Origin of the sequence: Rathayibacter sp. AY1D2 (assembly GCF_002932695.1) — a bacterium.
Taxonomy (GTDB): Bacteria; Actinomycetota; Actinomycetes; order Actinomycetales; family Microbacteriaceae; genus Rathayibacter.
This window is the reverse complement of sequence record NZ_PSVX01000092.1, coordinates 1-10757: the sequence shown is the minus strand read 5'-3', so window position 1 is coordinate 10757 and position 10757 is coordinate 1. Positions and strand designations below refer to the sequence as shown.

The following is a 10757-nucleotide window of genomic DNA, read 5'->3' as shown; positions in this document are numbered from 1 at the left end:
CCCTCTTCGCCGAGGCGCTCGAGGGCGAGGCGGACGCGGGCGGACTGCTCGCCTACAACCACCTCGCGGGCAGGCGGGGGCGCCGGGCCGGAGGGAGCCGGTGGGGTCGAGCAGGAGCGCGCCCTCGGCGGTGAGCGAGCCGGCGTCGGCGCCCGCGGGGAGCACGGCGGGCAGCAGCTCGCGCAGCGGCTTCACGGCGCCGGCCGCGCGCTCGTCGTAGAGGTCGACGACGCGCTGGTCGTAGTCGCGGGTCGCCGGGTCGGTCGGGACCATGCCGGAGGCGTCGCCGACTCCGAGGACCTTCTCGCCGGTGAGGCGCCAGTGCACGTAGCCGGCGAGGGTGGTGAGGAAGTCGATCCGCTCGACGTGCGGCTCGGAGTCGAGGACCGCCTGGTGCAGGTGCGCGAGCGACCAGCGCAGGGGGATGTTGGCGCCGAACAGCTCGGTGAGCTCGGCCGACGCGGGCCCGGTGCTGGTGTTGCGCCAGGTGCGGAAGGGGACGAGCAGCCCGCCGTCCGCATCGAAGGGGAGGTAGCCGTGCATCATCGCCGAGATGCCGAGCGCCCCGACGGAGGAGAGCTGCACGCCGTGGCGCGAGGAGGCGTCGGCGACGAGGTCCGCGTAGGCGGCCTGGAGCCCCGCGTGGACGGCGTCGAGGGAGTAGGTCCAGCGGCGGTCGACGAACTGGTTCTCCCACTCGTGGCTGCCGACCGCGAGGACCACGGACGGGTCGGCCGCGTCGACCAGGCACGCCTTGATCCGGGTGGAGCCGAGCTCGATGCCGAGGGCGGTGGCGCCGCTCGTGATCACGTCGGCGGGGGTGGGCCTGCGCTGGTCCATCATGCTCCTCGCTCGGGCGATGTGACCGTTCACAAAGCCCCGGGTCAGCGTAGGCGAAACGGCTCGGGGTCGGCAAGCGAGGGGCCGCCCGACGGGGTCCGACTGCTCCTCCTCCGCCGCAAGCCCCTTCCGCCGGGGCCGCCCGCTTGGTCGCATGAGGCATGCGTGAGATCAGACTCGTCAGACTCGTCACCCGCCTCGAGAACGCCGCCGCCCTCGATCCGCCCGTCGGCCGGGTGAAGCGGGCCGTGAACGCGGTGGTCCGGCCGCAGCCGGTGCGGGACGTGCTGCACGGCGTCCCGGTCGGACACCCCGTCCATCCGCTGCTCGTCCTCGTGCCCACCGGCGCCTGGGTGTCGGCGGCGGTGCTCGACCTGCTGCCGGGGAACCAGCGGGCGGCGCGGACCCTCGTCGGCGTCGGCGTGATCAGCGTCCTGCCGACCGCCGCCTCCGGCTTCACCGACTGGTCGGAGCTGCACGAGCAGCAGACCCGCGTCGGGCTGGTGCACTCGGCGGCCAACGTGGTCGCGACGGGCCTCTACGCCGCGTCGTGGGTGCAGCGCCGCCGCGGGCGCACCACGAGCGGGAAGGTGCTCGGGATGCTCGGGCTCGCCGTCGTCTCGGGCGGCGGCTACCTGGGCGGCCACCTCAGCTACCGGCAGGCGGCGGGGGCGAACCACGCGGAGGACGTGCCGCACCGCTTCCCCTCGGGCTGGCAGGAGCTCGGCGCCCTGGCGGACCTGCCGGAGCGCACGCCGGTGAGGAGGGGGGTCGCGGGCCTCCCCCTGCTCGCCTTCCGGCGGGGCGAGCGGATCGACGTGCTCTCGAACGTCTGCAGCCACCTCTCCGGCCCGCTCGACGAGGGCGAGGTCTCGGCGGACGGCTCGGGGGAGGCGTGCGTCGCCTGCCCGTGGCACGGCAGCGCCTTCTCGCTCGAGACCGGCGAGGTGCTGCGGGGGCCGGCCACCTCGCCGCAGCCGCGGTTCCAGACTCGGGTGCGCGAGGGGCGCGTGGAGGTGCTGCTGCCGCACGCGGGGTGAGGCGGGGGCCGGTGCTGCTCAGGCCTGAGCCGTCGACGCCCGCTCCACCAGCACCGGCGGCACCGGGCGGTCGACGGCGGGCTCCTCGCCGCGCAGCTCCGCGAGCACGACCCCGATCGTGCGGCGGCCGACCTCCGCGAAGTCCTGGCGGATGGTGGTCAGCGGCGGCTGGTAGTGCGCCGCCTCGGGGACGTCGTCGAAGCCGACGACGCTGAGGTCCTCGGGCACGCGCAGTCCCCGCTCGGTGCAGGCGTGCAGGAGTCCGAGGGCCATCTGGTCGTTGCCGGCGAACACCGCGGTCGGCCGGGGCGAGGAGTCGAGGAGGCGGAGGCCGGCGCGGTAGCCGGACTCGGCGCTCCAGTCGCCCTCCACGACGGCGACGGGGTCGAGGCCGGCCGCGCTCATCCCGGCGCCGAAGCCCTCGAGCCGCGCCTGCGCCTCCACCCAGTGCTGCGGACCGGCGAGGTGCGCGATGCGGGTGTGGCCGAGGCCGACGAGGTGCTCGGTCGCCAGTCGCGCTCCGGCCGCCTGGTCGACGAGGAGCAGGGAGTCGGCGCCGCGGTCCGTCGCGCCGAGCGTCACCGAGGGGACGCCGATCGCGAGGCTCTCGATCGCCTCCAGCGCGCGCTCCTGCGGGGCGAGGACCACGATCGCCTCCACCGACTCCCGCTGCAGGTGGGCGAGGCCGTCGGCCAGCGACTCCGCGTCCGGCGCCGCGTTCACGACCGGGACCCGGTAGCCCGCGTCGCGCGCCGCCTGCTCGATCGCGGCCATCGCGGTGGCGGTGCCGTAGAAGCTGTGGCTCTCGGCGGCGAGGATCCCGATCAGGCCGGAGCGGCTCGTCGCCAGGGCGCGGGCGGCGGCGCTGGGGCGGAAGCCGAGGTCCTCGATCGCGGCGAGCACGCGCTCCCGGGTGCGCGGCCGCAGCTGGGGGCTGTCGTTGAGCACCCGCGAGACCGTCTGGTACGACACTCCGGCCCGCACCGCGACGTCGCGGATGGTCGGCGCGCGGTCGAGGGGCATGGCCACACCGTAGCGGTGCGTGCGCCCCCGCCCCCTCCCGCGAGACGCCTCCCGGGTGCGCGTTCGTCGGCGGGTCGCGTACCGGAGCGGCGTCCCGCGGGCGCGGGTCAGGGGCCGCCGAGCCAGTGGTCGATGCGGTGGTGGTCGGGGGTGAAGCCGTGGTCGACGCCCCAGAGGACGGCCTGCGTGCGGCTGGTCGCGCCGATCTTGCCGTAGACGCTGCGGATGTAGGACTTCACCGTGTTGGGGCTGAGGTAGGTGAGCGCGGCGACGTCGGCGTTGCTCTTGCCCTGCGTGATGAGCGCGAGGATCTCCGACTCCCGGTCGGTGATGCCCTCGTGGCGGCCCGGCCAGTCGAGGCCCGGTGCGCTGCCCGCCCGCCGCGGAGGATCGCTGACGACGACCTCGCCCGCCGCCACCCGCTCGAGCGCGGCCACCAGCTCCCGCGCCGGCAGGGTCTTGGAGAGGTAGCCGTGGACGCCCTGCTCGAGGGCGTCCGCGATGAGCGTCGGCGCGAAGTTCCAGGTGTAGACGACCACGTGCTCGGCCCGCTCGTTGCGCACCAGCTCCGCGATCTCGTGGTGGTCCGACTCCGGCTGGGCGAACGAGTCGTAGAGGACGACGTCGATCCGATCGGAGAGGGAGGCGTTCGCGTCGATCTCGGCGACGACCACCCGATCGCGGTAGTGGTCGAACATGTGCGCGAGGCCCGTGAGGACGACGTCGTAGTCGTCGACGAGCGCGACGGTGAGGGGCGCGCGGCGGGTCATGGTCGGACGCTACCGCACGGCTCGTCGGGGCGAGCACACCCCCAGGGGTGTACCGCCGCCTCCTCCGGGGTGGTTGCGTAGCCTCCGGTCCCGCAACCGCGGAACCGATCAGCGGGCCCCCGCCCGCACAACGGAAGGACGACCGCCATGCTCGGTCTCATTATCAGCCTCATCGTCGTCGGACTCATCGCAGGAGCGCTGGCCCGCCTCATCGTCCCCGGGAAGCAGAGCATCAGCATCGGCATGACCATCGTGCTCGGCATAGTCGGCTCGTTCGTCGGCGGCTTCCTCGGCTTCCTGATCTTCCAGCACGACCCGATGGACGGCTTCTTCCAGCCCGCCGGCATCATCGGCTCGATCATCGGAGCGATCATCGTCCTGCTCGTCTACACCCGCTTCGCCGGCCGCTCCGCCGCGCGACGCTGACCCGCAGCGCACGGCGACAGCGAGGTCGCTGCCGACCCGCCCTCCGCGGGCGTGCAGGCACCACGCTGACCGGGGGCCCCGGCCCGGCTCCCTCCACGGGCCGGGCCGTCGTGCTGTGCGCGGGGTGCCCGGGCGTCGTCCGTGGTCTCCGACGCTGCGTCCGCGGGTGCCGACGCTCCGTCCGCGGAGCCCGCGCCGGATATTCCGACCTCCGCGGATCGGCGGCGGAGTCCGTGGCTGCCGCGTCGGTGGCTGCCGAGTCCGTCGCCGCAGCGTCCGCAGCCGCGCAGTCCGTCGCCGCCCAGCCGCTGCGCACCGGGGTGCGCGATGCTCGGGCGATGCCGCTCGTCGTCCCCGATGCCCTCGTCCCGCTCGCGCTCCGGCTCGCCCGCGCGAACCGCACCTTCGTCAGCGCGGAGGGAGCCCGTCGCCGCATCCGGGAGCGCGCGCTCCGTCCCGCCTCCTTCGGACCGCCGCCCCGCCTCCGGCCCGGCGTGCGCGTCGGCGTGGAGCAGGTCGGCTCCTGGCCGGTCTACACGATCCGCCCGCGGGTGATCCGCGGCGGCGTCGTCTACGTCCACGGCGGCGGCTGGGTGAACGAGATCGCGCCCCAGCACTGGTGGCTCGCCGCCCGCATCGCCGACGAGGCCTCCGTCGCGGTGACCCTCCCGATCTACCCGCTCGTGCCCTTCGGCACGGCGCTCGAGGCGCGCGACGGCGTCCGCGCCCTGGTGCTGCGGAGTCTGGAGCGGCACGGGGCGACCTGCCTCGCCGGCGACTCGGCGGGCGGCCAGATCGCCCTCTCGACCGCTCTCGCCCTGCGCGACGACGGGGTGGTCCTGCCGCGCACCACCCTCGTCTCGCCCGCGCTCGACCTCTCCTGGAGCAACCCGCGGATCCCCGAGGTGCAGCCGACCGATCCCTGGCTCGGCACCCCGGGCGGTCGCGTCCTCGCCGAGGGCTGGCGCGGCGCCCTCGACCTGCTCGATCCCGTGGTCAGCCCGCTGTTCGGCGACCTGGCGGGCCTCGGCCCCCTCACCGTCTTCACCGGCACGCGGGACGTCCTCAATCCGGACGCCCACGTGCTGGCCGAGCGGGCGGCGGCTGCCGGCGTCCCGCTCGAGCTCCACGAGGCCGTCGGGCAGGTCCACGTGTACCCGCTCGTGCCCACGCGGGCCGGCCGCGAAGCGCAGCACGACCTGGTCGAGGGGCTCCGCGCGTCGGTCTGACCACCGGTCGACTAAGGCGTCCGGCAGGCTCCTCTCAGTCCGTCTTTTGGACGGCGGACGGCGCCTCCGCCCGCTCGTCCCCGACGTCGAGGCGAGCCAGCGCGTTCGCCGTCCCCCTGCGGCCCCGTGTCGCGACCAGGCCGATCATCGCGGCCGCCGCGAGGACGAAGGCGAGCAGCGACCAGAACCCGCCCTCGACGGCGAGCAGGGTCGACCAGCCGCCCGATCCCGCCGCCCAGCGCACGAGCCGCTGCCAGAGGAGCGGTCGCGGCTCGGGACGCAGGCGCACCACCGTCTCGCCGAGGGTCCGCCCGGACCGCAGCACGATCACCAGCTGGAGCAGCGGAGCGACGAACGGCAGGGCTCCGAGAACCACGTCCCCGGGGCTCGAGCGCGTGTCCACCCCCGCGAGCACGAGGCCGACCCCGGTGATCGAGACGAGCGCGCCCGTGATGAGGCTCAGCGCGAGCACGTCGCAGAACATGCCGAACGCGCGGCGGCGGATCGTGACCGGGCGGGCCAGCTCCGGCACCGCGCCCTCGGTCCGGCGGGTGAAGAGGAGGAGCACAGGGGAGAGGAGGGTGCCGAGCAGGGCGCCGGCCGTGTTGGCCAGCAGGTCGTCGACGTCGAAGAGCCGGTAGGCGCACGGGTAGAGGAACCAGTCGCCCGTGAGCTGCGTGACCTCGATGAGGAGCGAGACGGCGAAGCCGACGGCGGTGCCGCCGATCATCCCGGCGACGAGGCGCCCGCGCAGAGCGAGGTGGCGGACGAGCATCCCGAGGGGGACGAAGAAGACCACGTTCAGGAGCACCTGCGCGGACGCGGGGTTCGTCAGCAGCGCGCGGGGCCCGTCGATCCCACCCTCCTTCGCGATGTCGCCGACGAAGGCGAACAGGCGCAGCTGCGGACCCGATCCGGTGCGGCAGGCGGCGGCGACCGTCGCCTCGTCGGGCAGGGGGAGGAGCGTGTAGGTGACGAGGGCGAGCGCGTAGACCACGGCGGCGAAGGCCAGCACCGCGTTGCCGATCCCGAGGACGCCGCGGCGCCGGTACTGCAGGGCGGCCCAGGGCACGAGGCCCACGAGGGCGACGGCGGAGCCGAACAGGAGGGCGAGCACGGCGGAGGTCATGCGTCGACAGTAGGAGAGCGGAGGCCCTTCTCGACCGCCCGGCGCATCAGGGGCCTCTGACAGCGCGGTTCGTCCCTCCCCAGCGCGGGATGCGGGCGCTCCTCCACGGATCCGAGCGATCCCCGTCCGCCGCCTCCGCGCCCTGCTAGCGTTTCCTGGGTCGCGTCCAAGAAACGCGTGCACCCCCGACCCCTCCACGAAAGACGTCATGCCGCTGCGCTCCCGCCTCCTCGCCCTCCCCGCCGCCGTCGCGGCCGCCGCGCTCCTGCTCAGCGGCTGCACCGCCGAGACGCCGGACGCCTCCAGCACCCCCGTCGACGGCGGGACGCTGACCTACGCGTCCGGCGACGCCGAGCCCACCTGCCTCGACCCGCACGTCGGCGGCAACTACCCGCAGGCGCTCCTCGCGACGCAGGTGCTCGAGTCGCTCGTCTCGCGCGACGCCGACGGCACCATCACGCCGTGGCTGGCCGAGTCGTGGACCGTCTCGGACGACGCGCTCAGCTACGACTTCACCCTGCGCGAGGGCGCGACCTTCACCGACGGCACCGCCCTCGACGCGGAGGCGGTCGCCGCGAACATCGCGCACCTGCAGGACCCGGCGACCAAGTCCTCCACCGGCTACCTCGCCGTGGCGAAGGTCGCCTCCGTCACCGCGGTCTCGCCGACCGTCGCCCGCTTCACCCTGACCGCGCCGGACAGTGCGCTGCTCGAGTCGCTCGCGCAGCCGTGGACCGCGATCGAGTCGCCCGCCGGCATCGCCCGCGGCGAGGCGGCCAACTGCGAGGCGCCCGTCGGCACCGGCCCCTTCACCGTCTCGGAGTGGGTCAAGCAGGACCACGTGACCCTCACCCGCAACGAGGCCTACGACGCGTCGACCGGCCCGACCGGGGACGGCCACGAGGGCCCCGCGCACCTGGCGAGCATCACCTGGCGCTTCATCCCCGACTCCGCCACCCGCTACGCGGCGCTGCAGTCGGGCGAGGTCGACGTGCTCGACAACGCCCAGCCCGACACTCTGAAGGCCGCGACCGGAGCCACCGACCTCGTCGAGCTCGACGCGCCCCGGCCCGGCTCGGTCAACCGCCTCGAGCTCAACTCCGGGCAGGCGCCGTTCGACGACGAGTCCGTTCGCGAGGCCTTCGTCCGCGGCGTCGGCGTGAACGACGCGATCGACTCCCTCTTCTTCGGCACCGCCGAGCGCTCCTACTCCCCGCTGTCCAGCCGCGAGGCGACCGCGTACTCCGACCCGTCGCTCTTCGAGGACGCCGGGTCCGACTCCGAGACGGCCGCCGCCGAGGATCTGCTCGAGAAGGCCGGCTGGGTGGACTCGGACGGCGACGGCGTCCGCGAGAAGGACGGCACGCCGCTGACGCTGCGCTTCCCCGTCAGCACCAACCAGTCGATCCCGGCCGAGCAGTCGCTGTTCGAGCAGATCCAGGCCTCGGCGAAGACCCTCGGCTTCGACGTGCGGATCAGCCTGCTCGACCTGTCGAGCTGGTACACCGCGCTCGCGTCGAACGAGTACGAGCTGGTGAGCGCCCCGTACACGAAGGTCGGACCCGACGTGCTGCGGATCCTCTACTCCTCCTCGGGCATCACCCCCGCGCCGAGCGGCTACTTCGCCAACCACGCGCAGATCGCCGACCCCGCGCTCGACTCGCTGCTCGAGCAGGCGAGCGCCACGACCGACGAGGACGCCCGCGCCGACCTGTACGAGCAGGCCCAGCGGATCGTCCTCGAGGGCTACTGGATCCTGCCGCTCTACGACCAGCAGAACCACTACCTGCACCGGTCGGCTGTCCAGGGCCTCGTCGCCCTCGACACCGTGTCGACCCCCTGGTTCGCCGACGCCTGGGTCTGACCCGGCCCCGGCGAGCCGCCTGCACCGATCGATGAGCGTACGCGTGCCGGTCGAGTAGCCGCCGCGGCGGCGCATCGAGACCCCGCGATCGGGATAGGCGGATCTCGATGCGCCCGCTCCGCGGGCCGCTCGATCAGCAGGGATCCGTCCTCCATGCTGGTCGAGTAGCCGCCGACGGTCGCGCATCGAGACCCCGTGCTCCGGAGGGAGCGGACCTCGACGACGCCCCCCTCCACCGCCCCGACCAGAGAGGACGCCCGCCCGCATGATCCGTCGCGTGCTCCTCCGCCTCGGCGGCGCCCTCGTGGTGCTGTGGGCCGTCGCGACCGCCGTCTTCGTCCTCATCCGCCTCGTCCCCGGCGATCCGGCGCAGGCGATCCTCGGCGGTCCGGGCTCGCAGGCGTCGCCGGAGGCGCTCGCCGCGGTGCGGGAGCAGTACGGCCTCGACCAGCCGCTCCTCGTGCAGTACCTGGTGCAGCTCGGCAGGCTCGCGCGCGGCGACCTCGGCACCTCCTACTCCCTGCGCACTCCCGTCGCGCAGATCCTCGGCGAGCAGCTGCCCGGCACCCTCCTGCTCGCCGTGCTCGCGCTCACCGCCGCATGGATCTTCGCGCTCACGACCGCCCTCTGGTCGACCCGGGGCGGACGGCTCGCCGCCGCGATCGGGTCCGGCCTCGAGCTCACGGCGGCCGCGCTCCCGCACTTCTGGCTGGCGACCGTGCTGATCGCCGTCTTCGCGACCGCGCTGCGCTGGCTGCCCCCCGTGAGCACCGGGTCGCCCGCCGGGCTGGTGCTGCCGACGCTGACCCTCGCGATCCCGCTGGCGGGCTTCCTCGGCCAGGTGATGCGCCGCTCCCTCCTCGACGCGCTGGAGTCGCCGTTCGTGCTCGCCGCTCGGGCGCGCGGCGAGGGCGAGCTCGGCGTCCGCGCCCGCCACGCCCTGCGCCACGCGGTGCTGCCGGGGGTCTCGCTCTCGGGCTGGGCGTTCGGCTACCTGATCGGCGGGGCCGTGGTGGTCGAGACGATCTTCGCGAGGCCGGGGCTCGGCCGGACTCTGCTCGCGGCGGTGACGGTCCGTGACGTGCCGGTGGTGACGGGTGTCGTGCTGGTCACGGCGCTGGCGTACATCGTCGTGACCCTCGCCACCGATCTGCTGACCCGTGTGATCGACCCGCGGCTGGCGCGGCGGGAGGCGGTCGCGTGAGCGAGCTCGAGCTGCGCGCCGCCCGCCCGCTCCGCCGGGGTCCCTCCCGCTTCCGCGCCGGCGAGGTGCTGGCCGCGGTCTTCGTGGTGCTGCTCCTGCTCGCCGCCGTCGTGCCCGGGCTGCTCGCCCCCTCCGATCCGCTCGCCGTCGCCCCGCGCGACGCCTTCACCCCACCGGGTGCCGCGCACCTGCTCGGCACCGACGAGTCCGGTCGCGACGTCCTCAGCCGCCTCATCGCGGGGGCCGGCGCATCCCTCCTGATCGGCGCCAGCGCCACCGCGATCGGCCTCGTCCTCGGCGCGGTGCTCGGGGTGGTCGCGGCGTTCGGCGGCCGCGTCGTCGACGGCGTGATCGGCCGCGTACTCGAGGTGCTCTTCGCCTTCCCCGCGCTCCTGCTCGCGCTGCTCGTGATCGTGGTCACGGGTCCCGGAGTCGTCCCCGCCACCATCGCGGTCGGCCTCTCGACCGCGCCGGGGTACGCCCGCATCCTGCGCACGCAGCTGCTCGGCATCCGCGACTCCGGCTACGTCGAGGCGGCGCGCGTGCGGGGGCACGGACCCGTCCGCATCCTCGTCCGGCACGTCCTCCCCAACACCTTCGGGCCGCTCGCCGTGCTGGCGACCCTCGGCGTCGGCCAGGCGATCGTCTGGGCCTCGGCCCTCAGCTACCTGGGCCTGGGCGCCGAGCCGCCCGCGCCGGAGTGGGGCGCGATGCTCTCGGCGGGCCGCACCTACCTCGCGAGCGCGTGGTGGCTGACCGTGTTCCCGGGGCTGGCGATCGTGCTGACCACGATCGCGACGACGGTCCTCGGCGGGCGTCTGCGGGGTGCGCGGTGAGCGCGGTCGTCGTCGAGGGGCTCCGGGTCGCCTTCGACGGAGTCGAGGTGGTGCACGGGGTCTCGTTCCGCGTGGAGCCGGGGGAGTGCGTCGCGATCGTCGGCGAGTCCGGGTCGGGCAAGAGCGTCACCGCGCGAGCGCTGCTGGGGCTGAGCGGAGGCGCCGTGACCGGGAGCGTCCGCGTCGGCGGGACCGAGGTGGTCGGAGCGGGCGAGCGGGAGCTGCGGCGGCTGCGCGGCGGATCCGTCGGCTTCGTCCCTCAGGACGCGCTCCTCTCGCTCGACCCGCTGCGCCCGATCGGCCGCGGGGAGGCGGCCGTGGAGGCGGAGCACGTCGCCGATCTCGCGGCCGATCGGGCGCAGCGGGTCGAGCGAGAGGAGCGCGTCCTGAGGGACG

General features: G+C 74.6%; 11 protein-coding genes. 7 read left to right on the top strand and 4 right to left on the bottom strand.

Annotated features, from left to right (window positions below; translation table 11 throughout):
• Window positions 1-840 (bottom strand): FGGY family carbohydrate kinase (locus C5D04_RS16775; protein ID WP_258068958.1); only part of this gene is annotated, 840 nt, incomplete at its 3' end.
• A gap of 161 nt (window positions 841-1001) precedes the next feature.
• Between C5D04_RS16775 and C5D04_RS16770 the strand changes: the two genes are divergently transcribed.
• The gene (locus tag C5D04_RS16770; protein WP_104348067.1) at window positions 1002-1880 is read left to right on the top strand and encodes a DUF2231 domain-containing protein; all 879 of its coding nucleotides are present in this window, start codon (window positions 1002-1004) and stop codon (window positions 1878-1880) included.
• Window positions 1881-1898: 18 nt separating this feature from the next.
• On the opposite strand, the gene C5D04_RS16765 is transcribed toward C5D04_RS16770, so the two are convergent.
• Both C5D04_RS16765 and C5D04_RS16760 read right to left on the bottom strand, forming a co-directional pair.
• On the bottom strand, window positions 1899-2903 hold the full coding sequence (locus tag C5D04_RS16765) for a LacI family DNA-binding transcriptional regulator (protein ID WP_104225040.1): 1005 nt from the start codon (window positions 2901-2903) through the stop codon (window positions 1899-1901).
• 107 nt (window positions 2904-3010) lie between these two features.
• Window positions 3011-3673, bottom strand: coding sequence for a response regulator transcription factor (locus C5D04_RS16760; protein ID WP_104225041.1), 663 nt, complete (start codon window positions 3671-3673; stop codon window positions 3011-3013).
• Window positions 3674-3820: 147 nt separating this feature from the next.
• Between C5D04_RS16760 and C5D04_RS16755 the strand changes: the two genes are divergently transcribed.
• A complete protein-coding gene (locus C5D04_RS16755; protein WP_104225042.1) occupies window positions 3821-4099 on the top strand; it encodes a GlsB/YeaQ/YmgE family stress response membrane protein in 279 nt (92 codons plus the stop codon).
• Window positions 4100-4347: 248 nt separating this feature from the next.
• On the top strand, window positions 4348-5328 hold the full coding sequence (locus C5D04_RS16745) for an alpha/beta hydrolase (RefSeq protein ID WP_258068957.1): 981 nt from the start codon (window positions 4348-4350) through the stop codon (window positions 5326-5328).
• Between the two features lie 34 nt (window positions 5329-5362).
• Here C5D04_RS16745 and C5D04_RS16740 read toward each other — a convergent pair whose 3' ends face one another.
• Complete coding sequence (locus tag C5D04_RS16740; protein ID WP_181137752.1) at window positions 5363-6457, bottom strand: VanZ family protein; 1095 nt, start codon at window positions 6455-6457, stop codon at window positions 5363-5365.
• 208 nt (window positions 6458-6665) lie between these two features.
• On the opposite strand from C5D04_RS16740, the gene C5D04_RS16735 reads away from it, so the two are divergent.
• From C5D04_RS16735 to C5D04_RS16720, 4 genes are all read left to right on the top strand, one after another.
• Complete coding sequence (locus tag C5D04_RS16735) at window positions 6666-8321, top strand: ABC transporter substrate-binding protein (protein ID WP_104348064.1); 1656 nt, start codon at window positions 6666-6668, stop codon at window positions 8319-8321.
• 265 nt (window positions 8322-8586) lie between these two features.
• Window positions 8587-9525 carry an ABC transporter permease gene (locus tag C5D04_RS16730; RefSeq protein ID WP_104348063.1) on the top strand — a complete coding sequence of 313 codons (939 nt, stop codon included), beginning with the start codon at window positions 8587-8589 and terminating at the stop codon, window positions 9523-9525.
• Window positions 9522-10361 (top strand): ABC transporter permease, encoded by an 840-nt coding sequence (locus C5D04_RS16725; protein WP_104348062.1) that lies wholly within the window; start codon window positions 9522-9524, stop codon window positions 10359-10361. Before C5D04_RS16730 ends, C5D04_RS16725 begins: the two co-directional genes overlap by 4 nt.
• Window positions 10358-10757, top strand: a 400-nt coding sequence (locus C5D04_RS16720) for an ATP-binding cassette domain-containing protein (RefSeq protein WP_146087894.1), incomplete at its 3' end; no start/stop codon positions are given. The genes C5D04_RS16725 and C5D04_RS16720, both read left to right, overlap by 4 nt.

What these genes read in the sequence shown, in the direction of transcription:
- C5D04_RS16770 (WP_104348067.1), top strand. Translation starts at nt 1,002, where the DNA reads ATGCGTGAGATCAGACTCGTCAGACTCGTCACCCGCCTCGAGAACGCC.
- C5D04_RS16765 (WP_104225040.1), bottom strand. Translation starts at nt 2,903, where the DNA reads ATGCCCCTCGACCGCGCGCCGACCATCCGCGACGTCGCGGTGCGGGCC.
- C5D04_RS16760 (WP_104225041.1), bottom strand. Translation starts at nt 3,673, where the DNA reads ATGACCCGCCGCGCGCCCCTCACCGTCGCGCTCGTCGACGACTACGAC.
- C5D04_RS16755 (WP_104225042.1), top strand. Translation starts at nt 3,821, where the DNA reads ATGCTCGGTCTCATTATCAGCCTCATCGTCGTCGGACTCATCGCAGGA.
- C5D04_RS16740 (WP_181137752.1), bottom strand. Translation starts at nt 6,457, where the DNA reads ATGACCTCCGCCGTGCTCGCCCTCCTGTTCGGCTCCGCCGTCGCCCTC.
- C5D04_RS16735 (WP_104348064.1), top strand. Translation starts at nt 6,666, where the DNA reads ATGCCGCTGCGCTCCCGCCTCCTCGCCCTCCCCGCCGCCGTCGCGGCC.
- C5D04_RS16730 (WP_104348063.1), top strand. Translation starts at nt 8,587, where the DNA reads ATGATCCGTCGCGTGCTCCTCCGCCTCGGCGGCGCCCTCGTGGTGCTG.